Annotated in this window: 37 protein-coding genes and 1 tRNA gene; 31 read left to right on the forward strand and 7 right to left on the reverse strand. The window is 34.7% G+C overall.

The annotated features are described in order from the left end of the window. The first annotated feature begins 37 nt into the window (after positions 1 to 37). The 6 genes from LGAS_RS02730 to LGAS_RS02755 all read left to right on the forward strand — a co-directional run bounded on the left by LGAS_RS02730 (position 38) and on the right by LGAS_RS02755 (position 4,420). A complete protein-coding gene (locus LGAS_RS02730; protein ID WP_003647604.1) occupies positions 38 to 505 on the forward strand; it encodes a Dps family protein in 468 nt (155 codons plus the stop codon). A gap of 124 nt (positions 506 to 629) precedes the next feature. After that, the gene (locus LGAS_RS02735) at positions 630 to 971 is read left to right on the forward strand and encodes a hypothetical protein (protein ID WP_003647603.1); all 342 of its coding nucleotides are present in this window, start codon (positions 630 to 632) and stop codon (positions 969 to 971) included. A 58-nt stretch (positions 972 to 1,029) separates the two neighbouring features. Beyond that, positions 1,030 to 1,953, forward strand: coding sequence for a ribokinase (gene rbsK, locus LGAS_RS02740; RefSeq protein ID WP_003647602.1), 924 nt, complete (start codon positions 1,030 to 1,032; stop codon positions 1,951 to 1,953). A 2-nt stretch (positions 1,954 to 1,955) separates the two neighbouring features. Further along, positions 1,956 to 2,654 carry a ribose-5-phosphate isomerase RpiA gene (gene rpiA / locus LGAS_RS02745; RefSeq protein ID WP_003647601.1) on the forward strand — a complete coding sequence of 233 codons (699 nt, stop codon included), beginning with the start codon at positions 1,956 to 1,958 and terminating at the stop codon, positions 2,652 to 2,654. A gap of 114 nt (positions 2,655 to 2,768) precedes the next feature. Continuing rightward, positions 2,769 to 3,692: a nucleoside hydrolase gene (locus tag LGAS_RS02750; protein WP_003652389.1), complete on the forward strand. Its 924-nt coding sequence runs from the start codon at positions 2,769 to 2,771 to the stop codon at positions 3,690 to 3,692. Next, on the forward strand, positions 3,692 to 4,420 hold the full coding sequence (locus LGAS_RS02755; protein ID WP_003647599.1) for a GntR family transcriptional regulator: 729 nt from the start codon (positions 3,692 to 3,694) through the stop codon (positions 4,418 to 4,420). Before LGAS_RS02750 ends, LGAS_RS02755 begins: the two co-directional genes overlap by 1 nt. 64 nt (positions 4,421 to 4,484) lie before the next feature. Here the strand turns inward: LGAS_RS02755 and LGAS_RS02760 are convergent, their stop codons facing one another. Continuing rightward, entirely contained in the window at positions 4,485 to 4,811 is a 327-nt protein-coding gene (locus LGAS_RS02760) for a bacteriocin immunity protein (protein WP_003647598.1), read from the reverse strand. 263 nt (positions 4,812 to 5,074) lie between these two features. Between LGAS_RS02760 and LGAS_RS02765 the strand changes: the two genes are divergently transcribed. The 6 genes from LGAS_RS02765 to hpt all read left to right on the forward strand — a co-directional run bounded on the left by LGAS_RS02765 (position 5,075) and on the right by hpt (position 12,110). Continuing rightward, positions 5,075 to 5,854, forward strand: coding sequence for a DeoR/GlpR family DNA-binding transcription regulator (locus LGAS_RS02765; RefSeq protein WP_003647597.1), 780 nt, complete (start codon positions 5,075 to 5,077; stop codon positions 5,852 to 5,854). 111 nt (positions 5,855 to 5,965) lie between these two features. Continuing rightward, the gene (locus tag LGAS_RS02770) at positions 5,966 to 8,371 is read left to right on the forward strand and encodes a phosphoketolase family protein (protein ID WP_003652391.1); all 2,406 of its coding nucleotides are present in this window, start codon (positions 5,966 to 5,968) and stop codon (positions 8,369 to 8,371) included. Positions 8,372 to 8,536: 165 nt separating this feature from the next. Then, a complete protein-coding gene (locus tag LGAS_RS02775; protein ID WP_003647595.1) occupies positions 8,537 to 9,193 on the forward strand; it encodes a nitroreductase in 657 nt (218 codons plus the stop codon). 120 nt (positions 9,194 to 9,313) lie between these two features. Beyond that, complete coding sequence (locus tag LGAS_RS02780; RefSeq protein WP_025012251.1) at positions 9,314 to 10,012, forward strand: hypothetical protein; 699 nt, start codon at positions 9,314 to 9,316, stop codon at positions 10,010 to 10,012. 50 nt (positions 10,013 to 10,062) lie between these two features. Then, positions 10,063 to 11,442, forward strand: a complete 1,380-nt coding sequence (locus LGAS_RS02785) for a hemolysin family protein (RefSeq protein WP_003647592.1) — start codon at positions 10,063 to 10,065, stop codon at positions 11,440 to 11,442. Positions 11,443 to 11,540: 98 nt separating this feature from the next. Next, entirely contained in the window at positions 11,541 to 12,110 is a 570-nt protein-coding gene (hpt, locus tag LGAS_RS02790; protein ID WP_003647591.1) for a hypoxanthine phosphoribosyltransferase, read from the forward strand. A gap of 83 nt (positions 12,111 to 12,193) precedes the next feature. Here the strand turns inward: hpt and LGAS_RS02795 are convergent, their stop codons facing one another. After that, positions 12,194 to 13,504: an APC family permease gene (locus tag LGAS_RS02795; RefSeq protein ID WP_003647590.1), complete on the reverse strand. Its 1,311-nt coding sequence runs from the start codon at positions 13,502 to 13,504 to the stop codon at positions 12,194 to 12,196. Positions 13,505 to 13,617: 113 nt separating this feature from the next. Between LGAS_RS02795 and LGAS_RS02800 the strand changes: the two genes are divergently transcribed. The 4 genes from LGAS_RS02800 (at position 13,618) to LGAS_RS02815 (ending at position 17,034) form a co-directional block, all read left to right on the forward strand. Further along, positions 13,618 to 14,334, forward strand: a complete 717-nt coding sequence (locus tag LGAS_RS02800; protein ID WP_003647589.1) for a GH25 family lysozyme — start codon at positions 13,618 to 13,620, stop codon at positions 14,332 to 14,334. Between the two features lie 10 nt (positions 14,335 to 14,344). Further along, positions 14,345 to 15,580, forward strand: a complete 1,236-nt coding sequence (locus tag LGAS_RS02805) for a DEAD/DEAH box helicase (protein ID WP_025012252.1) — start codon at positions 14,345 to 14,347, stop codon at positions 15,578 to 15,580. Next, a complete protein-coding gene (locus LGAS_RS02810; RefSeq protein ID WP_003647587.1) occupies positions 15,580 to 16,911 on the forward strand; it encodes a PTS sugar transporter subunit IIC in 1,332 nt (443 codons plus the stop codon). Before LGAS_RS02805 ends, LGAS_RS02810 begins: the two co-directional genes overlap by 1 nt. A 50-nt stretch (positions 16,912 to 16,961) precedes the next feature. Continuing rightward, positions 16,962 to 17,034, forward strand: a tRNA-Arg gene (locus tag LGAS_RS02815). Positions 17,035 to 17,111: 77 nt separating this feature from the next. Here LGAS_RS02815 and LGAS_RS02820 read toward each other — a convergent pair. From LGAS_RS02820 to LGAS_RS02835, 5 genes are all read right to left on the reverse strand, one after another. Further along, complete coding sequence (locus tag LGAS_RS02820) at positions 17,112 to 18,230, reverse strand: tyrosine-type recombinase/integrase (protein ID WP_011678801.1); 1,119 nt, start codon at positions 18,228 to 18,230, stop codon at positions 17,112 to 17,114. Between the two features lie 2 nt (positions 18,231 to 18,232). After that, complete coding sequence (locus tag LGAS_RS09625) at positions 18,233 to 18,370, reverse strand: hypothetical protein (RefSeq protein WP_170246882.1); 138 nt, start codon at positions 18,368 to 18,370, stop codon at positions 18,233 to 18,235. Between the two features lie 73 nt (positions 18,371 to 18,443). Then, positions 18,444 to 19,067 (reverse strand): DUF3862 domain-containing protein, encoded by a 624-nt coding sequence (locus tag LGAS_RS02825; protein WP_011678802.1) that lies wholly within the window; start codon positions 19,065 to 19,067, stop codon positions 18,444 to 18,446. Positions 19,068 to 19,131: 64 nt separating this feature from the next. Next, a complete protein-coding gene (locus LGAS_RS02830) occupies positions 19,132 to 19,614 on the reverse strand; it encodes an ImmA/IrrE family metallo-endopeptidase (RefSeq protein ID WP_011678803.1) in 483 nt (160 codons plus the stop codon). Further along, a complete protein-coding gene (locus LGAS_RS02835) occupies positions 19,589 to 19,927 on the reverse strand; it encodes a helix-turn-helix domain-containing protein (protein WP_025012263.1) in 339 nt (112 codons plus the stop codon). The genes LGAS_RS02830 and LGAS_RS02835 overlap by 26 nt, the downstream gene beginning before the upstream one ends. A gap of 153 nt (positions 19,928 to 20,080) precedes the next feature. On the opposite strand from LGAS_RS02835, the gene LGAS_RS02840 reads away from it, so the two are divergent. From LGAS_RS02840 to LGAS_RS02915, 15 genes are all read left to right on the forward strand, one after another. Further along, positions 20,081 to 20,305 carry a helix-turn-helix transcriptional regulator gene (locus LGAS_RS02840; RefSeq protein ID WP_011678805.1) on the forward strand — a complete coding sequence of 75 codons (225 nt, stop codon included), beginning with the start codon at positions 20,081 to 20,083 and terminating at the stop codon, positions 20,303 to 20,305. A gap of 32 nt (positions 20,306 to 20,337) precedes the next feature. Further along, positions 20,338 to 20,673 (forward strand): DUF771 domain-containing protein, encoded by a 336-nt coding sequence (locus tag LGAS_RS02845; RefSeq protein ID WP_011678806.1) that lies wholly within the window; start codon positions 20,338 to 20,340, stop codon positions 20,671 to 20,673. 4 nt (positions 20,674 to 20,677) lie between these two features. Then, positions 20,678 to 20,956 carry a hypothetical protein gene (locus LGAS_RS02850; RefSeq protein ID WP_025012262.1) on the forward strand — a complete coding sequence of 93 codons (279 nt, stop codon included), beginning with the start codon at positions 20,678 to 20,680 and terminating at the stop codon, positions 20,954 to 20,956. Between the two features lie 117 nt (positions 20,957 to 21,073). Beyond that, positions 21,074 to 21,220: a hypothetical protein gene (locus LGAS_RS09630; protein WP_011678808.1), complete on the forward strand. Its 147-nt coding sequence runs from the start codon at positions 21,074 to 21,076 to the stop codon at positions 21,218 to 21,220. Positions 21,221 to 21,271: 51 nt separating this feature from the next. Then, on the forward strand, positions 21,272 to 21,604 hold the full coding sequence (locus tag LGAS_RS02860) for a hypothetical protein (RefSeq protein WP_011678809.1): 333 nt from the start codon (positions 21,272 to 21,274) through the stop codon (positions 21,602 to 21,604). After that, positions 21,604 to 22,464, forward strand: coding sequence for a DUF1351 domain-containing protein (locus tag LGAS_RS02865; protein ID WP_011678810.1), 861 nt, complete (start codon positions 21,604 to 21,606; stop codon positions 22,462 to 22,464). The genes LGAS_RS02860 and LGAS_RS02865 overlap by 1 nt, the downstream gene beginning before the upstream one ends. Positions 22,465 to 22,469: 5 nt before the next feature. Then, entirely contained in the window at positions 22,470 to 23,282 is an 813-nt protein-coding gene (locus tag LGAS_RS02870) for an ERF family protein (protein WP_011678811.1), read from the forward strand. A 9-nt stretch (positions 23,283 to 23,291) separates the two neighbouring features. Then, positions 23,292 to 24,215, forward strand: a complete 924-nt coding sequence (locus LGAS_RS02875; RefSeq protein WP_011678812.1) for a conserved phage C-terminal domain-containing protein — start codon at positions 23,292 to 23,294, stop codon at positions 24,213 to 24,215. A gap of 5 nt (positions 24,216 to 24,220) precedes the next feature. Continuing rightward, positions 24,221 to 24,526: a helix-turn-helix domain-containing protein gene (locus LGAS_RS02880; protein ID WP_011678813.1), complete on the forward strand. Its 306-nt coding sequence runs from the start codon at positions 24,221 to 24,223 to the stop codon at positions 24,524 to 24,526. Continuing rightward, positions 24,519 to 25,304 carry an antA/AntB antirepressor family protein gene (locus LGAS_RS02885; protein WP_025012261.1) on the forward strand — a complete coding sequence of 262 codons (786 nt, stop codon included), beginning with the start codon at positions 24,519 to 24,521 and terminating at the stop codon, positions 25,302 to 25,304. Before LGAS_RS02880 ends, LGAS_RS02885 begins: the two co-directional genes overlap by 8 nt. Positions 25,305 to 25,318: 14 nt before the next feature. After that, entirely contained in the window at positions 25,319 to 25,504 is a 186-nt protein-coding gene (locus LGAS_RS02890) for a hypothetical protein (RefSeq protein WP_003648027.1), read from the forward strand. A 9-nt stretch (positions 25,505 to 25,513) separates the two neighbouring features. Further along, positions 25,514 to 25,726 carry a hypothetical protein gene (locus LGAS_RS02895; protein ID WP_011678815.1) on the forward strand — a complete coding sequence of 71 codons (213 nt, stop codon included), beginning with the start codon at positions 25,514 to 25,516 and terminating at the stop codon, positions 25,724 to 25,726. A gap of 192 nt (positions 25,727 to 25,918) precedes the next feature. Then, positions 25,919 to 26,182, forward strand: a complete 264-nt coding sequence (locus LGAS_RS02905; protein ID WP_011678816.1) for a hypothetical protein — start codon at positions 25,919 to 25,921, stop codon at positions 26,180 to 26,182. Next, positions 26,179 to 26,379 (forward strand): hypothetical protein, encoded by a 201-nt coding sequence (locus LGAS_RS02910; RefSeq protein ID WP_025012259.1) that lies wholly within the window; start codon positions 26,179 to 26,181, stop codon positions 26,377 to 26,379. The genes LGAS_RS02905 and LGAS_RS02910 overlap by 4 nt, the downstream gene beginning before the upstream one ends. After that, on the forward strand, positions 26,376 to 26,732 hold the full coding sequence (locus tag LGAS_RS02915; RefSeq protein ID WP_025012258.1) for a hypothetical protein: 357 nt from the start codon (positions 26,376 to 26,378) through the stop codon (positions 26,730 to 26,732). The genes LGAS_RS02910 and LGAS_RS02915 overlap by 4 nt, the downstream gene beginning before the upstream one ends. Positions 26,733 to 26,736 lie beyond the last annotated feature (4 nt).

Raw genomic sequence — 26,736 nt, forward strand, 5'->3', positions numbered from 1 at the left:
TTAAATATGAATATTATTTTATTTAAGGAGGCATTTTATGGCTTATCCAAAAACTAAAAAAATTATGAATGAAATCGTTGCCGATTTAACTCAAACACATATGGTTGTGCATCAACATCATTGGTATATGCTCGGAAGAGGATTTTTGAAATTACATCCATATTTAGATGATGTAATGGATGAATTAGCTGAGCAACAAGATGGAGTTGCTGAAAGATTAATTGAGATTAACGGTAGTCCAATTTCAACTTATGAAGAAGTGTTAGAAGAAACTAACGTTCCAGATCAAGTTGGCAGTTGGGATTTATCCATGGAAGAAAGATTCCAATTAATTGTCAATGCATATAAGCAATTACGAGATGATTATGAACGTGGTATTAAGATTAGTGAAGATGAAGGAGATAATTCCACTAATGACTTGTTAATTGCTTATCATACCGCCGTTGAAAAGAGAATCTGGATGATGTCAGCTGAACTTGGCAAGAGACCTGGCGAAGGTGAATAGATTTTAAAGAATAAAGAAGGGGCGAATAAATTTTTGCTCCTTTTTTATCATTTATTGTTATGATTTAGAAAATTATAAGTTAAATATATTCTTTATAAGTGATATAGAAAATTTAGGTATAACAATGGATCTATTTAACAACCAACAAGCTAGAGATGCTGCAATTAAAGCCATGCATGAATACCATTTAGCTTACAAAACAGGTAAAAATATTGATACAGCAAAAGTTAAACAATCACTAAAAAAGTTATCCCAGTCAGATAGAACTTTTATGTTTATCATAGGAAATACAAGCAATCCCTTAGTTGCAATTCCATCGATCAATTATGATATAAAGAAGAATACTCTAAATAAATTAATTATGGCCTGCTTTTATTTCAAAAAAGAAACCGAAAACAAAATGGATAGGCAAATATTAGTGGTGCAGGCAGATAACTTTTATAAATCGGTTGCCTTAAATAAATAATAAATGAACCTTTTTGCTATAATTAAAAGAAAAAGATCGTGCATGAAAGGAAAAATTGATGAATAAAGTTACAATTGTTGGATCAATTAACGTTGACAACATTATGCATATCAAAAAGCTTCCTCAACCAGGAGAAACAATAGCAATGTCCGAATTTTCAAAGGCAGCTGGTGGTAAAGGTGCAAACCAAGCAGTCGCAAGTAGTCGTGCCAAGAATGAGACAATATTTGTTGGCCGTGTTGGGGATGATGACAATGGTCGCTTTATGCTTGAACAATTTAAGGATAATGGCGTTAATGTTGAACATGTAACAGTAACTCCTAATGAGCAAACTGGTCAAGCTTATATTTTACTTCAAGAATCTGGTCAAAATTCAATTATCATTCAACATGGCGCTAACTTTGATGTAACGGCTGCAGATGTTAGAAATGCTAAGAGTCAAATTGAAGATAGCGATTTTGTGATTGCACAATTTGAAACTCCACTTGAAGCAACTATTGAAGCTTTCAAGATTGCTAGAGCTGCTGGTAAAACTACTATTTTAAATCCTGCTCCTGCTCGTACTGACATTCCCAAAGAATTGTTAGAGCTAACCGATTTAATTACACCTAATGAAACTGAAGCTGAAAGCATCACTGGAATTAAGGTTGATAGCGAAGAATCAATGAAGAAGAGCAGCGAACTCTTCCACAAGATGGGAATTAAGGGTGTAATTATCACAATTGGTGAGCGTGGTTCTTACGTTTCTTATGAAGATATCGAAGAAATTATTCCAGCTTTTAAGGTTAAGGCAGTTGATACAACCGCTGCTGGTGATACTTTCTTAGGTGCTTTATCTAGTGAATTAAAACCTGATTTAAGTAACTTAAAAGAAAGCGTAGTTTATGCTTCTAAATCTTCTTCATTTACTGTACAGAAATTAGGTGCATTTCCATCCATTCCGACTAGAGATGTAGTTGAGCAAGCTTTAAAGGAGAATTAAATATGGATAAGAGTGAACAAGATCAATTAAAAAAAGAAGCAGCCACTAAAGCCGCTATGATGGTAGAATCTGGTTCTGTTTTAGGTGTTGGAACCGGTTCGACAGTTGCGTTCTTTATTGATGCATTAGGGGAACGCAAAGAAAAAGAGAATTTTAGTCTTAAACATATTGTTACTACTTCTAACCGCAGTAAAAAGCAACTTGAAGGCCTAGGCTTTCAAGTTGATGAATTAGCGGATATTGATCAAGCTGATTTGACTGTAGATGGAGCAGATCGCGTCGATGATAATTTAGATGGAATCAAAGGTGGCGGCGGTGCTTTGACTTTAGAAAAGAATGTCGCTATTAACTCTAAAAAAGTCATTTGGATTGTTGATGAGTCTAAGCTTGTTCACCATTTAAGTGGTTTTCCTCTTCCAGTTGAAGTTCTACCTGTTTCTGCAGAACAAAATTTTAAGCGTTTTGAAGAAGAAGGATTAAAGCCGCAATGGCGTCTTGATGATAACGGCAAACGTTATGTAACGCACTATGGAAATTACATTATTGACTTAGCGGCTGATCCAACTCCTGTACCACATGGTTTAGCAGATTACTTAGATCATACAGTTGGTGTTGTTGAACACGGGTTGTTCTTAGATATGTGCGATGAAGTGATTATTGCTCATAGCGATGGTACGATTGAAGACAAGAAGAGAAAGTAAATATTTTTAAAGAAAATAATCTAACTTTTAAAGACTTGACTAGTTCAAGTCTTTTTTTGTAACAAATCTTAGTTCATAATAAATATGATACGTAAAATAGAAAGAAGGACCTTTATGTCAAAAAAGCCCTTAATTATTAGTACAGATCCAGGAATCGATGATGTTGCTGCAATAACGATTAGTCTTTTTGCAGCTGATCTTGATGTTAAAATGATCGTACCAACTTGGGGCAATGTTTCCTTAGAGCATACCCTACAAAATACTCTTGATTTAGAAAAATTTTTACATACTGAAGTGCCTGTAGTGAAAGGTGCTAATCAACCATTGGTACGTCCAGCTATTAGCGCTGCTTCAGTTCACGGTAAGACAGGAATCGCTGGTTTTGAATTTGAAAAAGCAAATAGTGATTTACTTGAAGAAGGACTTGCTGCTACTAAGATGTATGAAGAAATTAAAAGCAGTCCTGAAAAAGTAACTCTTTTAGGAATCGGGCCGTTAACTGACTTTGCGCTTTTATTTAAACAATATCCTGATGTAGTAGACAATATTGCTGAAGTTTACATTATGGGTGGAAATATTGGCCACGGAAATCATAGTCCATTTGCAGAATATAATATTGCTGGAGATCCAGAAGCTGCTCAAATTGTCTTTCATTCTGGGTTGCCAGTCTATGTTGCTCCACTCGAGGTTGGTGATAAAGCACATCTAACCAAAGATCAAATGGATAAGATTAAGGAATGTGGCGAAGTTGGAAATATGCTATATTCAATGTTCTCAAATATTCATGAACCTGATGGAGATACTAGAATTAAGATTTATGATCCAACTGCCGTAGGAATTATGCTTCATCCTGAATTTTTCACCTTAAAACCTGCGAATGTTGAAATTGAATTAGCTGGACGTTATACTTATGGCGCTAGCGTGATGGACTTTTTAAGTGAAGAACATAATGCGCAAATCGCAACCGACGTCGATACAAAGAGCTTTGCAACTTGGTTTGTTCAAAGTATCCAAGCTGCCAATAACGGGAGAAAATAATGACTGATTTAGTCTATCGCTCAGTGATGCGCGATATTAAACAAAAAATACTTAATAATGAATATGAAGATATGCGCTTACCAGATGAGCGGAGTTTAAGTGACTATTATCATGTAAGTCGTTCATCAATGAAACGGGCTTTGGGATTACTTGCGCAGCAAGGGATAGTTTTTAAAAAAAGGGGTAGTGGAACTTTCATTAATCCTCTTTACTTAAAGAACCAAGCTCTCTTTAAATATGAAGGATCAAATTTGGGTATTACTGATTCTTTTAGCGTTCCTGGTAAGAAACAAAGTATTGAGCTATTAGACTATCAAGTAATTAAGGCTGATGAAGATTTAAGACAAGATCTCTTTTTAAAAGAATCAGACTTTGTTTATCAAATTAAACGATTGCGATTATTAGATGATCAACCATTTTTGATCGAAACTGGTTTTATTCCAATTAAAATTACGCCAGAATTAAATCCAGATATTTTAAAGGGATCGCTATTTAATTATTTAGAAGACACGCAAAATAAGACAGTAACACGATCATTCTTAACAATTACTGTTGAACCTTCAACTTTAGAAGATCAATCTAAGTTAATGCTGGCTCCTAATGAACCAGTTGGCGTAATGGAAGGTATTTTCTTTTTAGATGATGGAACGCCATTTGAAGTTTCGAATATGCGGATTCACTATAAGTATATGAAATACAATACTTTTGTTAACTTAAGTCAAGAATAAAAAATAAGACATCGTTTTTCTCGGGGGATGAGAGAAACGATGTCTTTTTGCTTGAGGGGATAGTTTAATCAAATTGCAAACTATCATTAATTGGTGCCAGATATACATAGTTTAAGTTAGTATTTTTGCATTGTTCACTGAGAGAATTAATTAAAGCATCTTGTTCCTTAGTGATTGGAATTTGTTTTAACGCTATTTGAGATTGCAAAAACATAACTAATTTATTACTCCAAGCAATTGCGTCATCATGATTTTCAGCTTTTGCTATAACCTTTAAAATTGCTTTTTCAAGAGGAAGATATGCATTAATCTGTACTTTATTAAAACTAGCATATAAGTCCTTTAACGTTATGACAACTTCATTTTGTTTAGTAATAGTATTTTCTAACATGATAATGACCTCGCTATCGTAAATAACTAATTTATTTCTGGGCCCACTTAAATACTAGCATCTTGCTTATTTGAAAAGCTTATTTTGACAGTAAATAGCAACTTTTATTAAGTGTTTATCTTGATTTAAATAACGTTATGCTGATTTATTTCAGTAAATGGTTCCTTAAATACAGATAAATCCTTAAAATAAGGCTAGAAATACAGACAAATACATAAAATAAGAGGACTTTCTGCTAAGATTGATCTTGTGGGGTGAGAAAAATGCAGTCACAAATAGAAAGATTAGATCTAATTCGGCAAAAATTAGATGAAAGAAAAACGATTAGTACTCGTGAAATTATGAAATTATGTCACGTTTCTTTTGATACAGCAAGAAGAGACGTGATTAAGTTAACCAGCACTGGTCAAGCAATTAGAATTCACGGCGGATTAATGAAAATTAAACAGGGAACAGTTCCAGATTATAATTCTCGGGCACATGTCTTATCTCCGATCAAAAATAAAATAGCTAAGATGACAGCTAAGTATTTAACCGCTAATCAATTGATTTATTTAAACGCTTCAACTACGATTTCGCAGCTTTGTCGTTATTTAACTGGCTTAAATGCAACGATTATGACTAATTCAATTGATAACGCTGGAGCTTTAATGATGGATAATTTGCCTAATGTGATTTTATTAGGTGGATACTTAAATAAAGAAAATCACTATACTTCTTCTTTAAATAGTTTAAAAGAAATTGATCAGTATGAGTTTGATGTTGCTGTAATTGGAACGTCATCAGTTAATAAAAAGGGTGTATTTGTAGTTAATCATTCTGATGCTCAGATTGAAAGAGAAGTTGTTAATCGAACAAAGACAGTCATTTTGCTAGCAGAAGAATATAAATTTAAGGAAGATCGTTCTTCACCATACAAGGTAATGGACTGTAAGCAGGCAGATATTTTAATTACAGATAATAAATTAGCTCCTCAGTATCGGAAGTATTTCAAAAAGAATATCAAAATTCGCGAAGTATTAGCAGAAGAAAGCAAAAACTAAGTTTTAAAAATTGGACCGTCCCAATAATTTTAAAAGTTGAATTTTTGCGTATGATGAATTATGATTAATACTGTAATAAGCAATGAAAACTATTTCAAGGAGATACTTGCTATGGTAATAAATTATGATTCTGAAGAATACTTAAAGAGCGTCGACGCATATTGGCGTGCTGCCAACTACTTATCAGTTGGTCAGCTATTTTTAATGAATAATCCACTATTAAAAGGCGAATTAAAGGCTAAAGATGTAAAACCTAAGCCAATTGGACACTGGGGCACAATTGTTCCACAAAACTTTATTTATGCTCATTTAAATCGAGCAATTAAAAAGTATGATTTAAACATGTTCTATATTGAAGGTTCTGGTCATGGTGGCCAAGTAATGGTATCTAACTCATACTTAGATGGCTCATATACTGAGCGCTATCCAGAAATTACTCAAGATGAAAAGGGAATGGCTAAGTTGTTTAAGCAATTTAGTTTTCCAGGTGGAGTTGCTTCTCATGCTGCACCAGAAACACCGGGATCAATCCATGAAGGTGGAGAGTTAGGTTACTCACTTTCTCATGGTGTTGGTGCAATTTTAGATAATCCTGATGTAATTGCAGCTGTTGAAATTGGTGATGGGGAATCCGAAACTGGCCCACTTGCTACTTCTTGGTTCTCAAGCAAGTTTATTAATCCAATTAAAGATGGTGCTGTAATTCCTATCTTACAAATTAATGGTTTTAAGATTTCTAACCCAACTATCGTTTCAAGAATGAGCGATGAAGATTTAACTAAATATTTTGAAGGAATGGGCTGGAAGCCATACTTTGTTTCTGCATATAAAGATGGCGAATTCAATGGTTACAAGGATCACATGGAAGTTCACCACGAGATGGCTAAGACAATGGATGAAGTTGTTGAAGAAATTAAGGCTATTCAAAAGCATGCTCGTGAAAATAATGATGATTCATTAGTGAAATGGCCAATGATTGTCTTTAGAGTACCTAAGGGCTGGACTGGACCTAAATTTGACTTAGATGGTAATCCAATTGAAAATAGTTTCCGTGCTCACCAAATTCCAATTCCAGTTTCTCAAGGGGATATGAGTCATAAGGAAATGCTTACTGACTGGATGGAAAGCTACAAGCCAGAAGAATTATTCAATGAGGATGGATCACCTAAGGAGATCGTTAAAGAAAATACCTTGTCAGGCGACCAAAGAATGGCGATGAATCCAGTAACTAACGGTGGAATTAATCCTAAAGTTTTAAATATGCCTGATTACCGTGATTTTGCAGTGAAATTTGATAAACCTGGTTCTGTTGAGAAGCAAGATATGGCTGAATGGGCAAAATACTTAGATAAGATGGCTGCCTTAAATCCAACTAATTTCCGCGGTTTTGGTCCAGATGAAACTAAATCTAATCGTTTATTCCAACTTTTAGATAATCAAAAACGTCAATGGATGGAAAATATTCATACTCCAAATGATGAAAACTTGGCTCGCGAAGGTCGCGTGATTGATTCGCAATTATCTGAACACCAAGATGAAGGATGGCTTGAAGGTTACGTTTTGACAGGCAGACATGGCTTTTTTGCAACTTATGAAGCATTTGGCCGCGTAGTTGATTCAATGCTTACCCAACACATGAAGTGGTTAAGAAAAGCAAAAGAACAAACTTGGCGTCATGATTATCCAGCTTTGAACTTAGTTGATACTTCAACTGTTTTCCAACAAGATCATAACGGTTATACTCACCAAGATCCTGGTATGTTAACCCACCTTTATGAAAAGAACCGTCCAGATTTAATTCATGAATACTTACCAGCAGATACTAACTCACTTCTTGCTGTATCTGATAAGGCATTTAGAGATCGTGAATGCATTAACGTTTTAGTAACTTCTAAGCAACCTCGTCCGCAATGGTTCTCGATTGAAGAAGCTAAAAAGTTAGTTGATAAAGGTCTTGGCTACATTGATTGGGCATCAACTGATAAGGGTGCTAAGCCAGATGTTGTCTTTGCTTCCACTGGTACTGAACCAACGATTGAGTCATTAGCTGCAATTGACTTATTGCACAAAAAGTTTCCAGACTTAAAGATTCGCTACATTAATGTTATTGATGTCATGAAATTAATGTCTCCAGAAAAGAATCCAAATGCAATCAGCAATGAAGAATTCGATCGTCTTTTCCCTAAAGGTACACCAGTCATCTTTGCTTGGCATGGTTTCAAACCAATGATGGAGTCAATTTGGTTTGACCGTGGACGCGGAAAAAATGACGTTCATATTCATGGCTATGAAGAAAATGGTGATATTACTACGCCATTTGACATGCGAGTATTGAACCATATGGATCGTTATGATTTAGCAAAAGATGTTGTCGAAAGTGTTTCCGACCTAAGTGAAAAGAATGCTGACTTTATTGATGAAATGGATAGCTTGCTTGCTAAACACCATCAATATATTCGCGATAATGGTAAAGATATGCCTGAAGTTACAGAATGGCAATGGAATGGTTTAAAATAAAATTGAATAAATAGTTTTTATAGAAAGACCTAATGGATGTTAGGTCTTTTTTTATGGTTAATTAGTTATTAAAATTTGCTCTATCCTAAGTGCAGCATAGCTGTTATAATGAACTTATAGAATGTAAGTGTAATTTTATTAATGAAATATTGAAGGGATGATTGGATGGAATTTAAAGATGTCTTAACCCGTGAACATGCAACAAGAAAATTCACGGATCAAAGAGTAAGTGAAAAGACCGTACGTAAAGTTATCGAAGAAGCACAAAGAACACCATCTTTACTTAATTCACAGCCTTGGCGTATTTATGTTGCTGAAGGTGAAGTAGCAAAAACAATTCGAAAAGAACACGAAGAAAAGACCTTGGCTAATGAAGAACCCCATGAAGAATTTGATTCATTATTAAACGTTGAATGGGATACATTTCCAAGTAAGAATATGGCAACAATGAGTGAAACTTTAGACTATTTCTTACGAGGAGAAGCTGATGACTTTGATCAAGCTCAACTTAAATTATTCAATGCTCCTGTAATTGTTTTTCTTACTATTCCTAAACAATCTCCAGCTTGGTCAATCTTTGACTTAGGTGGTTTTTCACAAACTTTAATGCTTGCAGCAAATAATCGCGGCTTAAGTACAATGCCAGCACATGCTTTTGTTAAGTATCCTGAAGTGATCAGAAAATATTTGGATATTCCGGAAGATGAAACAATTGGAATTGGAATTGGCTTAGGATATCCTAATAAAAAAGCAACAATTAATAATTATAAGTCTAAGCGTGTACCACTAGATGAAATCTTAAAAATTAAGAAAAATCTTTAATCATGATTTCCTGAAGAATTGAGTGAATTTACTTTAATTCTTCAGGATTTTTTGTACTCACTTATTTAAAATAAAATTAAAATATGGCATAATTATAAGAAATAGTAAAAGGAAATGAAAATGATGACTTTATTAGTTTCTCCGCAGCAGTGGGCTAATTGGGATCAGTGGTATAACTACACTTTACCTGGCTATATTTTAATTTTAGGAACTATCTTTTTATTTGTTGGCTTAATCCCATTTTTATGTGTAAAAAATAAATTAACAGCAGTTTTATTTGGGGTAACGACTACAGTTTTGTGCCTTTTTCTAGGTGCATCTTATTTTAAAAATAAAGAGTCAACGGAATATATGAAGGAAAATCATTACTTAACTGCAATGGTAAGAGTATACGATGCCCAAATTTTTGCTAAAAAATATTATGATCCAAATGAAATTGAGGCATTTAAATATGTGGCAGATATTAAGACACCTTCTCATTTGCCTTCGATTTATCAAAAAATTCCTGTTAAACAAGAAGTTACTTATCTTGGTAAAAATGACTATTATGCCTTTGTTAAACTGGATAATACAGTAATGAAATTTAGTTTAGCAGATTGTAAGAAGGTTCCTGGTAATAAAGCCTACTTTACTGGATATCATTTTAAGATGAAAAATAAAAAATTTTTGAAATTAGGTTTTATTGATTTAAAACATGATTTGCGCGATAAGGTTGAATTACCGGCAAATTCTTATAATAAGCAAGTATCAGAGAATATTGAAGAAAATTATAATCATCCAGGATTAGTTGCAAACTGGATCCCTGATTCGGAGAAATAATGCTAAAATAGAGATGTAATTATTTAATATATAAAAAAGGTGAAGATCACTTGTCTACAAGTACTATAACTACTAATTTAATTGTCATTTTCATAACGTTTTTAATTGCGATATTCTTTGTTGTTGCCGAATTTGCTTTAGTGCAAACTAGATCTAGTCAGCTAGAAGATATGCTAGCAAACGGTCAAGGCAATCCTAAGAAGTTAAAGCGTGCTTTGCACATGGTTCATAACTTAAATGAATCATTATCTACTACTCAGGTGGGTACGACCTTAGTCGGTGTTATTTTAGGTTGGATTGGTCAAGGAACAATCGAAGAATTATTGACTGATGTATTTAAGATGACGCCATGGTTTGGGGCAAAGACTAGCGGTGTATTAGGAGCAACTTTAGGTGTTGTATTGTTAACCTACTTAGAAGTTGTTGTAACTGAAATTGTTCCTAAAAATATTGCTATCGATATGCCTGTTAAGTGTTTGATGGCTGTTGTTACTCCCTTGACAGTCTTTCATACGGTAGTATATCCATTTGTTTGGTTACTTAACCATAGCGCTAATGGCTTACTTCATTTATTGGGAATGCAATCAGCTGATGAAGAAAGCGAAGTTTATTCACAATCTGAAATTCTACGTTTATCACGTAATGCTGTAACTGGTGGATCACTTGATAAAGACGATTTGTTATACATGGAGCGTGCCTTTGAATTAAATGATAAGGTTGCTAAAGATATTATGACTGATCGTACTCAGCTTCAAGTTTTGAATGCCACTGATAATGTTAAAACTGCTTTAAAGAAGTATATTGAGGATGGTTTTAGTCGTTTTCCAGTTGTTCGTGATAATGATAAAGACGATATTGTCGGTTATGTTTATGCTTATGATATTGTAAGCCAAGATCAAGAAAGTCCTGATGTCCCGATTACTAGAATTATTAGAGCGATCATTACTGTGCCTGAATCCATGTTGATTCAAGATATCTTGAAGTTAATGATCAAAAAACATACTCCAATTGTTCTAGTAGTAGATGAATATGGTGGCACCAGCGGTATCGTAACGGATAAAGATATTTATGAAGAGCTCTTTGGTTCAATTAAAGATGAAATTGATGATGTTTCTGATGAATATATTGTTCGTGATGATCATGGGGACATTCATGTTTCAGGAAAGACTACTTTATACGATTTTGAACGTTACTTCCATACTAAACTTAAGAGTTTTGAAGACAGCGATATAATTACTATCGGTGGCTATATGATGGAACATTACCCTAACTTGAAGAAGGGTGAATCTGTTGACTTAGAAGGCTTTAAGTTCAAATTGGTAAATATCGAACAAGGTTTCATGCGTTGGTTCCTTGTTTCTAAGATAGCCAGGAACACTGATAAGAAAGCAGCAGATAGCGATCAAAATAAAGAAGAAAAAGCTAAATAATCGGTAAAAAGCACCTTAAGATGGGTGCTTTTTTTAATAATTAAATGTTATAATTCTACTAATAACAAAGCATTTATAAAAGGATATAGAGGGTTAAGATGCAAAATAGTGATAATATTGACAACATTATTGATCGTGTTTTATTCAGCCAAGATGATATTGAAGAAATTTGTCAAAGACTTGGCAAACAATTGACTGAAGATTACGCTGGAAAGTTTCCATTAGTCATTGGCGTATTAAAGGGTGCAGTTTATTTCATGACGGATTTAACTCGGCACATGAATGTAAAGATGCAAAATGATTTCATGGATGTTTCAAGCTATGGTGACGGTTTTGAGTCAAGTGGTAAAGTCAGATTAGATATTGATGTTCAAGCTGATGTCAAAGATAGAGACGTTTTACTAGTTGAAGATATTGTTGATACTGGTCATACTTTGAAGTTCATGAAGGATCTATTAAACAAGCGTGGTGCCAAAAGTGTAAAATGCTGTGCTTTACTTAATAAGACTGAACGTCGTGAAGATAATGTAGTTGTAGATTACTATGGATCAAAAGTGGAAAATGCGTTTGTTGTTGGTTATGGTTTAGACTACTTAAATGCATATCGTAATTTACCTTATGTCGGCGTTTTAAAGCCAGAAGTTATTCAGGCAAACTTAAATCGTTAATAGTTAAAATATTACTTTAATAGACAAACAAAAAAGGGTTGAAAGCTACTCACGAGAGATAGTTTCAACCCTTTATTTATAAATTAATTCTGATGATTATGTTTCTTCATATAGTAGTAAACAGGTAATCCCAAAGCTGTTAAACCAATTCCAGTTATTGAAAGCCAGAATTCATTAATTACGGTACTAATTACAATAAAAAGACCACCGCCGATTGAAATGATTGGAATAATTGGGTACCAAGGAACAACATATGGCCGTTCTAGTTTAGGCTCACGATAGCGTAGAATTACCACCGCAATTGAAATTAATGTCGTAAAGGTCCACATAACAAATACCAACATATTAGTTAAGAGATCAAAAGTTCCTAAAAAAATCATTATTAAGGAAACGGTCAAAATAATCAAAGCACTAATTGTCGGTACACCTGTATTAATGTTAGTGCGACCGATTTTATTGGAAAATGGCAACATTTTATCTTTTGCTAGAGTATATGGAATTCTCATTCCTGTAAGCATAAAGCCATTAATTGCTCCATAAACAGAAATTAAAATTCCGATTGTAATTAATTTGCCCCCTAGACTGCCAAAGAGCTTTAAGGAGGCAAGATAAGCAGTATTTTGGTTGCCAATTATTTCTTTAAAGGGAATTGCAGTTAAGAAAGCATAATTTACTAACACATAAATTAAAGTAATTGCGGATAGTCCAATAATAATGGCTCTTGACAAGTTCTTTTCTGGTTCTTTAACTTCACCAGCTAGATTGGTGACATTGATCCAGCCGTCGTATGCAAATAAAGCAGCTAGTAAACCGCCACTTAAACCAGCCCAAAAAGAAATATTATGGCCAGAACTTAAGGGAAGTAAGTTGACATTAATTTTAGTTGAATTAAAAAGGCCAAAAATTACAATTAATGCAATTGGAATAGCCTTCAGAATTGTCATCGCTGACTGCATTCTGGTTGAAAATTTGGTAGAAATAAAATTTAAACTCATTAAAAAAAGAGCGAGCAATAAAGCAATCAGGGTTGCATATTTAGTAGGGAAACCAAATAAGACAGCAAATTGTTGCCCAAATACCACGCTTAAAGCGGCGATATTGGCAGGAAAGTAGACTAGCATTTGTGCCCAGCCAAATAAAAAGCCCCAAACTTTCCCATAAGTATATTCAATATATTTAATTGATCCGCCAGTAACTGGAAGTGCAGCAGCAATTTCAGAAACTGTTAGACCAGAAGCAATAGAAACGATACCGGCTAAAATCCAAACAAAAAGAGTTAAAGATGGTGTGCCTGTTTCATGACTAATGCTACCGATTTTAAAGAAGACGCCCCCGCCAATTACAGTTCCTACCACTGTAGCCAGCGCCTGTCCGAAGCTAATTTGTCTTTTCAATATGTGCTTTCCTTTCAATTCATTTATAACTTTTAGTATTGATATCATTTTATACTAAATCTTAGTGAAAGTGGTATAGAAAGGAGAAGTTCGTTAAAATAACTAGTGGAGGGATGATTGTGCATCGTTATCGACATAAATATACTTTTCCAAGTATTATTATTTTGCTCATTCTAGCCTTTTCTGGGTTAGTATGGGGATATTTCAATATGAGGCAAAATACGACTGTGCCACGTGGCTCAAATATGAGTGTACTTGGAATTGAATTAGATCAAACTAAAGATTATATTGACCTTCATAAATTAGAAAAGAACGGGATTTCGTTTGTTTATTTGCGTTCAACGCAAGGGAAATCGTATTTTGACGACAATTATTTACTTTACCGTGATCAGCTTCAGGGAACTAATCTTAATTTTGGTACAATTATTGCCTATAGTGATGAAACCAGCAATCAGGATCAGTATCAATATTTTGTAAATAAAGTTGGAACTAATACTGGCAGTTTACCAGTTATGATTGTGCCAGCTACTAATCACTTAACTAAGTCATACTGGAAAAGAATGGGTGAATTTGCTCAGATGATAAATAATCTTGGCAAGAGAACGATGATAGCAGGCGACTACCGTTATCATAATTACTTTCCAGAAGGAACAAGATTTTTATATACGGGAGCAAGTTTAAAAGATAGACGACATTATGCCTTTTGGTGTTACACTCAAAATGGAAGAGTTAAAAATATTGATAATTTAGATCGAGACGTCACAATGTTTGCTTACATTGGTACTAATACGCAATATGCGCAACTATATAGTCAAGAGAAAACACAATAGAGGAAGTAAAATGTATTCAAAAGCAGTTTCACAAGTTTTAGAAAGAGAACGCAAGACTAAACCAACTTTAATTCAAGAGCGGACCTATGATGCAATACACAATGGTGCGAGTCTGGTTGGGCTAGCTAAGACTGGTACGGGAAAGACTTTGGCATATGGATTGCCAGTAATGGAGCGAATTGACGAAATTGGCGGCCGAGGAGTTATTTTAGAGCCGACAACTGAATTAGCAATTCAAACGAGAAATAATCTTTTGCCTTATGCTAAAGCTTTAGGACTTAAAACAATCGCACTAGTTGGGGCCGGCAATAGAAAAAGACAATTAGAGCGTTTAAAAAAAGAAAAGCCAGAAATAATTATTGCTACTCCGGGAAGGTTTTTTGATTTTTTATCCGAGAATCGGATTAAATATCAAGATATTAATGCCTTAGTAATTGATGAGGCAGATGATATTTTAGAATTTGCAAAATTAGATTTATTAAGTTCATTAGGACAAAATTTATCCTCAACAGCTCAAATTTTACTTTTTGGTGCTTCAGAGTCTGAAGTAACTAAAAATGCAGAAGATCTTTTTAATCATACTTTTTTATTGGTTGATGTACGGCCAGAGCAAAAGTCTGAAGTTAAGCATTATTTCTTGCAAGTTTCAAATGAATATAAAATGCAGTTTTTACAACGGTTAGCGAAATTAGATAAGTTCAAGGGTATTCTGTTCTTTGACAGTACTGAAACTGAAATGAGATTCGCACGAATTTTTAGTCATAGTAAGACTAAATTTGCTGTTTTAAGTAATGAAACTAGTAAGCAAAATCGCGAAAAGTTGCTTAGTGATTTCAAAGCGGGGCGGATTAAGTTCTTATTTGCGACTGATTTAGCTGCGCGTGGTTTAGATTTACCTGATGTTAGTTATGTCATTAATTTTGAAATACCAAGTGAAGTTAATACATACTTACATCGTAGCGGTAGAACTGGACGGATGAATAAGTCAGGTACAGTCGTTACTCTTGGGGATGACCATGACTTTAGAAATTTAAAGAAATTGCTAGCTGGTACTTATCAAATTGAAAGAGCATATTTTGCTGGTTATAGTTTAACTACTGAAAAACCTAAGTCTAAAAAGGTAGAGGCAGTAGAAAAGAAAGAGCATAAAAAAGTAGAAAAAAGTAAGCCAAAACATAAAAAGAAGCGTTGGCGTAATAAAAAAAATAAAGGATACCATCCTCGAAAGAGCAGAGGAGAGAAATAATGTCATCTTTAGTTAAATGGCTTGAAACTTACGTTTTACCGCCTGCATCTCGTTTAGCTCAAGTTCGGTGGCTAGTTGCAATGCGGGATACTTTCATTTCTTTATTACCGATTACAATGGCTGGTTCAATTGCGATGCTATTTAATAGCATCATTAGAGCCGCTAAAGTACAGATGCATTGGGATACTTTTTATTCTTTGATGCAGCCAGTTGTCGCAATTGATAATATTATTTGGGAAGGTACATTCGCACTTTTTGCAGTTTATTTTGCGATTTCTTGGGGCTATCACTTAGCTAAGACCTATGAAGTAAATCGTTTTGCTGGCTCAGTTGCTTCCTTAGTTGCCTTTGCAATGAGTATTAGTGATTCAGTAAAATTACATATTGATGGAGACGTAGTTGATATTAAAAATGCTTTTGATATCAAGCAATTTTCAACAATGGGCTTGTTTACGGCTATTATTTTTGGTTGCATTGGGACTGCCTTGTTTATTGTATTTTATAAGGCAAGAATTCGACTCAAAGTTGATACCAGTATGCCTCATGCTGAATGGGTGGCATTTAGTACCTTAATTCCAATTTTACTTTCAGTGTTTATTGTTGGCTTTGTTAATTATGCATTTCAACGGCTTACTGGAACTTATTTTGGCAATTGGCTTCTTGCGACTATTCAGCGTCCCTTGGTTAATTTGGGACAGGGATTTGGAGTCGTCTTATTGGTTACCTTTCTGGTGCAAATTTTTTGGTTCTTTGGAATTAACGGCATCAGTGTTTTAACTCCAGTAATGGACTCTTTGTGGTTAACCCCAGAAAATATTAACGTTACAGCTGTTCGAAACAGTGAGCGTGTTCCATATATTTGGGTTCGCGATTCATTTAATGTATTTGCCTGGTTTGGTGGAGCAGGAGGTACCCTAGTATTAATTATTGCGATCTTAATGTTTTCTAAACGTAAAGATTATCGAACAATAGCTAAGATGGCTGTAGCACCTGGTATATTCAATATTAATGAACCTATTATTTTTGGCTTGCCTGTAGTTTTTAATCCAGTTTATTTAATTCCATTTGTTGTTGCTCCGCTTGTAAATGTGTCACTAGCATATTGGGCAACAACGGCAGGTCTAGTTAATCCGGTTCAAATTTTTGTTCCAACAGTAATGCCGCCACTTATTGGGCCGTTTCTAGCATGTAATTATGATTGGCGAGCTATTGTTTTAGCACTTATTAATATGGTAATCGCACTTCTTATTTGGATGCCGTTTGTTTTTGCGGCTGACCAGATCACTAAGCAAGATAATAATCAACGTAATTTCTATTTACCACAGTATTAAATTTTTAATAGTTAAAAGTCAGTTTTTATGTTAAAGTAGAAACTGATTTTGACCCCGTAGTTCATCTGGATAGAACAATGGTCTCCTAAACTGTAGAGGTGAGTTCGAATCTCACCGGGGTCATATTGATGTAGAGCTATTTGTGGGACTTTATAAATAAACAAAAATTAAATTTGACCCCCAAATGACCCCTAAGCAAGTTAATCTTCAATTTTTTTGGATAATACATCGTTGATTTTTTTATTAACTAATTCTCTGTGCTTTTCAAATTCATAGGCGTATGTTTCTTCTGTAGTTTTAGTTGTAGCATGTCCTAGGCGTTGTGCAATGTCATAAGTAGAAATATCAGCTTGAAGCAAAAGAGCAACTTGAGAATGTCGTAAAGAATGAGGGTGGAAATCATCGGCTGAAATACCTAAATTTTTTAGTGCAGTTCTAAGACATTCTGTTAAGCCCTTAGATCCGGGTAGGCATCTATGCGTCTTTGACCAGAAAACTTTGGTTTTATGATTATTTTTTAATTCTTGAATACAATCCATCATTTTAGACGGGACACTCACAATTCGTTGAGATGACCCGTTTTTTGTTGGTCCATAATCTTTTTGAGTATATACCCAACTTTTTTCTACAGTAATGAGATTGCTTTTTAAGTTAATATTATCCCATGTTAATCCTGCAACTTCGCTTTCTCTTAAGCCCGTTAGGAGCATTAACATTAGCATATATGAGGAAGAATACTGAGGTTTCCTATGGTCGTAAAGATATTTATATAGTCTAGGAATATCTTTGTCTTGTAAATAAGTAACCTTATAGGCTTTATCTTGGTTATAAGCTAGTGAAATATCGTCAGTAAAGTTTCTTGTTATTATGCCGTCATTAATCGCAGAACGGATACAAGCTTTGATAATATTATGAAGTTTACGCATGGTCGTCTTAGCATGGTCTTTTCCAAAATCATTTATAAACTGCTGATAGGTGGTTCTTTTTATTGATTTGATTTTGGTAGCTCCAAAGTAGTTTCTAATCCGTTTACCTTGCAATATATATTCAGTTAATGTATTAGGTGCTACAGAATTACTTTGACCGTTTGGAGTACCTTTGTATGTCTTTACCCAATTATCGTAATAATCGGCGAAAATCGGGTTTTCTGTCACGTTAACACCATCGCTTACTTGGACTGCTAATTTATTATCTTTTTTTTCAGCTTCACGTTTATTTTTAAATCCTCGGCGGGTAATATAGTGACGTTTGCCATTTACATCGTACCAAGAACGCTTGATATACCATGTTTTTGATTTATTATCCTTATAAACAGACATTTTTAATCCTTTTTTTCATTAGAAATTTTAAAAAGCTTCAACAATGTTTGATAATCTTCATCACAAATATCTTTCTTTTCTCCATAAGGATCGCATGCGAAAATTCCTAATCTTCTAAGTTTCTCTCGATTGGTTAACATTTTTGTCACCTCCTTTCAGAACACTAGTTCTATCTGATCGTAAAAATAAAACCAGCGTTAACTGGTTTTAAAACTATTTCAAATCGGTTTGAGTCTTAGAGGTTAATGCACCATTCTCAAATGTAAGAGAAGCAAATGCACCGTCAGCTTTTCCTTTAATACCGGTGTACCATAATCCCGTAACCGTCTTAGTACCAAGAAGAAGAGACTCGTTCAAGCTGTCAGGTTCCCCATATTTTTTAACGATATCATCATATGTGGCGCCGTCTTGAATACTATTAAAAGCCGCAAGATCTAATTTTTCATCACGTTTTCCCCACTTAAAGCCAGTGATGTCCTTAGTAACAGCCTTATCTGGCTCAAATTGAACGGTAACAGTAACAGCGCCTTTATTCCAGATATAAGATTTTGTCTTATAACTATCTACGGTAGTGGTATCAGTTGTATTAGCTTTTCCCAGTAACTTTTCTACATCTTGAATAGTGGAACCGCCTTCACCATGATTGCTTAATTCACCAACTTTAATTTGATCGAACTTTTCTCTCAACTCTTTATTTTGAGAGATAGTTTCATTCTTTTTCTTTTTTTGGGAAGTTTTAGCAGAATCGCTTTTACTACCGCTATTAGATGAACAAGCTGACATAGACAAGCCAAGTAGGGCAAGTCCGGTAGCAGCAACTAAATATTTCTTTTTCATAAAATCCTCCTATGAGCTAACCTTAACATCAGCTTTTTAAGTCATCAGTCTTGGACTATAAAGGTTAAAATAGTAAGTCATTATTGCTTTCAAATTTTTGGGCAACCACTTTTTTCAATCTCTCAGGAATTCCAAACTGTAGCATAAATTCTCCAGGGTCTTCACAGGTATATCCTTGGGAAGAAGCATAATTCCAGATGAGATCTAATCCATATAGATCAGCTTGATCTTCCTTAAAAGCATCATCATTGCGATTAAAAGCACGATGTTCTTGCCATTTATAAGTATGGTCATAGTACATAACACCTTTATCGCCATTTATATAATGCCCTAATTCGTGAGCAGCCATGAATGGAATTTCTGGTGGATTCCACCAGTTTGTATTAATAATGATAGTTTTTTGTTTAGGAAGATACCTAGAACGGAAATGTCTGTCTTCTAAGCGGGATAGTATGTAAGAAAGATGATGATCTTCAATTAAATTACAAATATAGATTAGCAAATCATTATTGTACATGGCATTACTCGTAGTGAACGTCTCCATCATTCTTATGTCTTTCAAGAATTGCTTTGATAACGTCCATATCTTCTTCTGAAACAGGGCGTCCACCGTAACTAAGAACGACAGGATCTTTTTCTAGGTCAACGGATTTAGGCTCACTAGTTTTATCTGAACCTAATAAATAATCAGCTGACACATCAAAGTATTCAGCTAGTTTAGCTAAAGCACCGCTTGAAGGCTCAGCTTTCCCATTTTCCCATTTAGTAATAGTTTGTTGAGATACATGTAATAATTTGCTTAGTTCTGTTTGTGAGAGTCTATGAGATGTCCTCAACTCACGTATTCTATCGCCAATCATGCTCTTCAACCTCCGTTTATCAACTATTGTACTTAAATTATAATACTTTATACATATTTTTAACTTAAAAAGTAAAAAAAGTAGTAAAAAGTGTTTACATTATAAACTATGATGTATATAATATATATGTAAGTTGATAAAGGAGTTGATAAAATGAAGCGGGAACTTAAAAGCTTACGAGTTGGAGCTGGGCTTACGCAAACTGAATTAGCAAAGCGATTAGGCGTTACTAATGTTACAGTTTCAAGGTGGGAGAGAGGAGAAGCAATTCCAAAGCCCAAGTATATTAAAGCCATGGCAAAATTATTTAATATCAAGGGGCAGGATATTTTTTTAAATTTAATTACTACTAAAGCTTATAAAGTTGCTACAAAATAGAAACAAATAGTGATAATAAAGTAGGTGATTAAATGCCTGAGCTAATTAATAAAGATGCTCTCATAGTTATCTTTAAGCCGATTATCAAAGCTTTATTTGATAAGGAAAAGGAAGAAGCAGAGGGCGCAACAATTAACATTGATGAGTTCCGAAAAAAGTATTGCGGAGGTAAAGGTCAAGAGTGGGTAAGGTTGTATGTTTTCGATAAGTTTAAAAAGGAAATTGATTTCGAAAATGGTGGTTTTGTAGTTAACCCACACAACGGCAAGAAAACAATCATTTTTAGAAAAGACGCTAAAAAGTGGATTGAAGAAAACTATCACCGCATTGATTGGAATGCAAGTATTAAGAAAGATTTTGGGAGGTAGAAAAATGATAAAGGTTACAACGGGCGATGTAATTAGACAATTGGTATCAAGAGGCGTATTCGAGTGGAAGAAAGATGCTGAATATCAGATTGGCATCAAAGATGAACAGATTGTTGTTAACAAAGATGGATCGGCTGAAATTGCCTATCTAGGTAACACCTTAGAAAGTGTTATTCAGTTAGCCGATATGTTTAAAAAGGTAGGTACTAAGGAACAGCAAGAGCAAATTAACGCAGCACTTACAGATTTAGTAACGATTGGAGATCGCTGGAATGAAGCGTAAGAAGACAGATTGGCTGGTTGCAATTGTGTGTTCAGAAGTAATTGCAGCAGGGGTTATATGTATCACTATGTTGGGCTATTACTTCTGGAGAATATTCCTTTAAAGGAGGTGGGATAGATGACATTAGAAGCAAGATTAATCAGCAATAGCAACGCATTTTTTGCTAGACAAGATAAGTCACCACTAGATGTTGATGAGTACCAGAAACAATTCGAAATTGCTTTAATGCAACAAAAAAAGCCGTTACCGACTGCAAATCAGTAACGACTAATCAAAGGTTTTATAAATTAAATTACTAAGGAGTATTTTACCACAATGGTCGAAATTATGACACCCGTACAAGCTGCCACTTATAGAGAGCAGCGATTGAAAAAAGAACAAAGAAATTTAGCAAAACAAGGTATTAGTTCAGCAATGGAAGGCAAAAGCCTTGTAACCATTGGTGATGCAAATCAGGATTATTTAAGTTTTAAACATTTCGTTACAGCTCAAATTTTTAGATTGGGTATCGATACTTATATGGGTCTTACAGGTTGGGACGACAAAAGAGAATTAATTGAAGAGCTTGCCAGTGTAGAAGATCCCAATGATGATCTTTGGAAAGAGGATGTACTAGATTATTTTGACGGATTTGAGGGGAACTACTGATGAAAGAAATTTCAACAAAATTAGATGAAACTAGTCCTGATTATAAAGTTAAATTTACTCCAGCCTCAATTGAGTTTGACGATTATGGAAAGCTTAAAGAAGAGACAGATGAAATATATAAGAGATATAACGGCTATGTTGTTGTTCCTGAAAATCTAAAAGGGGATAGAGCAATTGCTGCTGATTTAAATAAAAAAGCTAAGGCTTTAAAGGCTGCTAAAAGTACTGTTAGAAAGCAAGCATTAAAACCCTTAGATGAGTTCAATGAGCAGATGGACGCCTTAATTGATGAGATTACAGATGTTTCTGGTCAAATTCATCAAGGATTGAAGGACTATAGAGAGCAAGGTATTAAGTTAAGACACGAAGCTAATATTAAGCACATCGACAAAATGGCTGAAAAGTTTGGTCTTACTCATGAAGATATAGCCTATGACGCTAAATGGGATAACAAGTCTAATAACTGGAAGAAGATTGAAGAAAACATCAATCAACTTTTAGAAAAGGCAGCACAAGAACGTGATTTCAAAAATGAAAAAATCACTTTAATTACAGAAGCTGCTGAAAAAGAGCAAATTTTACCAGATAGTTATATCAATTTGATTGATGATCTAACTATTTCTGAAATATTAGCTCGAATTAAGAATGATGGAAAACGTCAAAGAGAACTAAGTTTAAAAAAAGATGAGCCTATCAAGCAACAAGTTAAAGGCAATTCAGTAATTGATACGACTACTGGAGAAGTAGTTGGCGAAACAAAAGTTGCTTATCTAAAAATTACTGGATCAGATGAACAGATGAAAAAGTTAGTCGAATTTATAAAAAGTCAAGGATTAAAAGTAGAACCAATTGAGAGGTAATAAAGATGGAGTTTGTCGGAGAAGTAAAAGATCGTGCAAGTTGGGCATTACACTTCGCACAAGTTAAAGCTAATATCAAACAACCACAAAGAAGTCATAAGGTTCAAGTATCAGGAAAAACTAAAACTGGTAAGCCTTATACGTATGAATACAAGTATGCAGACTTAGCAGACGTTGATAAATCAGTTATGGAAGCCACTAAAAAAGTTGTTGATGATAAAGGCAATGTACAGTTTACTTACTTTTTTGATGTTAACAACACGGATCAAGGTGTAGATGTACAAACCATTCTAGTAGATGTATCTGGCTTTTATGCTGTCACAAATAAAGTTTGGTTTAAAAACTTTAATGTGGGAGACGCACAGAAAACAGCTAGCTTAATCAGTTATGCTAAGCGTTATTCCTTAAGTGCAGCTTTTGGAATTGCTAGTGAAGATGACGATGATGCGCAGGACGTAAAAAATATTGAAGAGCCTAAAGTCTTATCTAAACAAGAGTTAGATAATTACACGGTTTACTATAACGGAATTAAAGCTAATCTAGCTGAATTATATCAAGAAGCTGTAGATGGAATTGCTGATGCTCAAGATTGGATTAGAGGATCACATACTCCGCAGGACGCCCAAGCCATTTATCAGTTAAATCAAAGTTACAAACGGCGTGAAAAAGATAAGCAAGAGGCTTTAAAGAAAGCCGAAGAGGAAGCTAAAAAAGAAGAAAAATTAAGAGAAGCACAGCGAAGTGAAGAGAAGCCAAAACAAGAAGATGTATCCAATTTATTCGGAACATTACCTGCTGACGGGGAATACATCAAATAGGAGGTCAAAATGGGTAGAAGAATGTACAGCGATAAGATTGTTGAAACTGATAAATTCTTAGATATGCCCGTATCTAGTCAAAATCTATATTGGCACTTATGTATGCACGCAGATGATGATGGATTTTTAGGAAATCCTAAAACTATAGTTAGATCAATTGGTGCACAACAAGACGATTTAAAAATTCTAGTTGAAAAGGGATACGTAATTGTATTTGAAGATGGAGTAATTGCTATAACAGACTGGTTCGTTCATAACTACATTCCTAAAGATCGCTATCATGAAACAGTTTATAAAGAAGATAAAAAACAACTTGAGCTGTCCGAAACCAAGCAATACCGCCTTGTTACAAGAAAGCCGATTGTTCAGGATACAAAAAGTAAACAAGTTGTAGACAACATGGATACATCTTGTATACAAGATGATAACAAAGTGTATACCGAAGATAAGTTAAGTAAAGATAAGTTAAGTAAAGATAATAATATATATAAATTGTCGAGTTCAGAGAACATCGACACCGATCCAGAACAAAAATCTCAAAAAATACCTTACGAAAAAATTATCGATTACTTAAACAGAAAGACTAATTCACATTATCGTCCAACTTCTAAAGCTACTAGGCGACTAATTAAAGCTAGATACAACGAGGGCTTTACTGATATTGACTTTAAGTCTGTTATAGACAAGAAGTGTGCTGAATGGCTACAAGATGGCAACATGGTTCAGTACTTAAGACCAGAAACTCTTTTTGGAACTAAGTTTGAAGCATATCTAAATCAGCCAGATACAGGACCTATTCCACGAAACAATTTTAGAAATAAGCCAGTTCGAAGGGCTACAAACTGGGATAAGGTTCAGCAACAACAATCGCAAACAACACTACAAATGACGCGAGAAGAACGTAACGCAATTTTCAGAGAGTACGGGAGGTAACCACCATGCAAAATAGGCTAAAGAAATTGAGATTGGAAAAGAGATTAACTCTTGCCGATATACAAGCTAAAACCAACATTGATTTTAGAATTTTAGAAAATTTCGAAAAAGGATTGGAAAATGGAATACATAACTCTTTAGCAATTTGGCAAAAGTTGGCTAACTTTTTAGAAGTTCCAATTGAGTACCTAATGGGATTAAACGACGATAGCAAGACATTAACTGTTAACGACTTGAACCCAGCCAAAGAAGATGCTTACGAGCGTATTACGGATATGCTATGCGAAGATGAGGACGATGAAGATGAATAACGAATTAATCAAAGTAACGGTCAAGAATGACCAGCAACTAGTTAGTGCTAGAGATTTATATAAGGGATTAGGTATCAAGCGAAGATTTTCCGCTTGGTGGGAACAGAACAGCAATGACTTTAAAGAAAATAGTGATTTCCAACGTGTACTTATAAGTACACCTAGAGAAAACCGCGGTAGCATTGAGCTTCAGGACTATGCACTCACAATTGATATGGCTAAGCAGCTGTGTCTTTTGAGCCGTACCTCAAAGGGCAAGGAATATCGAGAATACTTAATCGAAGTTGAAAAGAAGTGGAATAATCCGGACATGATTATGCAACGCGCCTTAACTATCGCTAACAATCGGGTGAAGTTGCTGGAAACTGAAAAGAGAGAACTAAAAGAAACAAATGCTAGACAAGCAGCTAAGATTGCTAAAGATGCTGACGATGTGGTTTTTGCCAAGGCTATTAGATATAGCCATCATGCAATCCCTGTTGGCGAATTAGCTGAAATTTTAACTCAAAACGGTTTTGTGATTGGAAGAAATCAACTATTCCAATTACTTAGAGAAGAAAAATATCTTTCAAGTTTTAATCATAGCTGGAACGTGCCAATGACACAGATGGTTAAAAGAGGTCTGTTTAGAATTACACATAATTTGACCAGAGATGGCAGAGGATATTCTCAAACATGGGTAACACCTAAAGGTCAGAAATACATTATTAACAAAGCGCTAAGAGGAAAATTTGATGATATTTATCAAAAAGTTATGGTATCAACCTTGAACGTTTAGAAAGGACTAGCACGATGAACGAAATTGAAAATATTAAAGCCGGTTTGACTTATCTTTTAGATATTAACGATTTGAAGAACAATGTAACGGTAACCAAAGATGGCAAGTCGCATTCTATGAATGTGAAAGATTTGAAAGAAGCAAATTATGATGTTCTTTTACAAATTGCTGAATTATTAGGTATGGATGTTAATAACTAGGAGAACAGAATGCTTGAAGAAAATCACGATTTAGAGAAAATCATCGAAGATGCTAAACAATATCGCTGGTACTCAGTTCCTGATATGTACGTGGTTGAGATCTTAGACACAACAGGTCGCTCAGCTGGATATGCCAAGTCGATATTTATCGACAAGAAAGAGGCAGCAAAAGTTGCTAAGAAGCTCCATGGAGTAGTAAGGCAGGTAAGTCAAAATGAGTAAAACCCAGCTAAAACCAAAGTGGTATGCAATGTATAGAGGTGACACATTCATTGATCTTGGTACAGCAGATTATTTAGCTGAAAAGTATCACAAAAAGAAACAATCTCTGTTGTACTTGTCGAAACCTGCATATCACAGAAACGCATCGAAAAATAGTCAAAGATTAACACTGTACAAAATGGAGGATTAACAATGGAAATTATTGATAATCGCACAAAGAAAGAAGAGTGGCGCTTGGGTGATGTACTTGTATCTGGGAGCGCTCAATTAACAGGCTTAATTGTAAAAGATAACAATGGAAAATATTGCTTAATAGATATTACTCCTGACGAATCTGGAAACTACAGCACCATGGAAGGTTGTTACTATGGCGATAGTTGTGAAAATTTAGCAGAACTTTATTGCAAAATGGGTCCCAATTGGCACAAAGTAAACGCAAAGCTGGTGATCGAATGACAGTAGCAACTAGAGAAAAATGTCCATATTGTCAGGGCGTAAAAAGAATTAGAGATGATCTAGTTCATTATACTTTCAGACATATTTTGCAAATTCAAAATGGTGATGAATTATGGTCAATAGTAATTACCAATAAGAACGAATATAGAACCATGGCTTATATTGAATACTGTCCTAAATGCGGGAGGAAACTATGAAAAAAATTAAAGTAGAAAAAGATAGTGTAGAAGAGAGTTATCGTTGGGCTTATGGCTGGCGAGTGGTAGATGGGAAGTGTTCTCCACCTGCAAGGAACTTCCCTTTACCAGATTTTGTTCAAGCAAGAATTGATTGGCTATCTGATGAAGTGAAACGTGGCGGCTTAACTTTTCAAGGTGCTTTCAGAATTTTGTTGGATATTGATGATGAAAAGGCCCTGAAAGAGGACTGGGAACTTGGAGCTGCAAGTGACTATATGCCAGTTAGCGATAAGTATCGAGAATGGTTGCAAGATCCAATTCTTCACGATATTAGACAAGTTGCAGTTATGGTGGGGTTCATTTATGCCTGATTGG

Source organism: Lactobacillus gasseri ATCC 33323 = JCM 1131 (assembly GCF_000014425.1).
Taxonomy (GTDB): domain Bacteria; phylum Bacillota; class Bacilli; order Lactobacillales; family Lactobacillaceae; genus Lactobacillus; species Lactobacillus gasseri.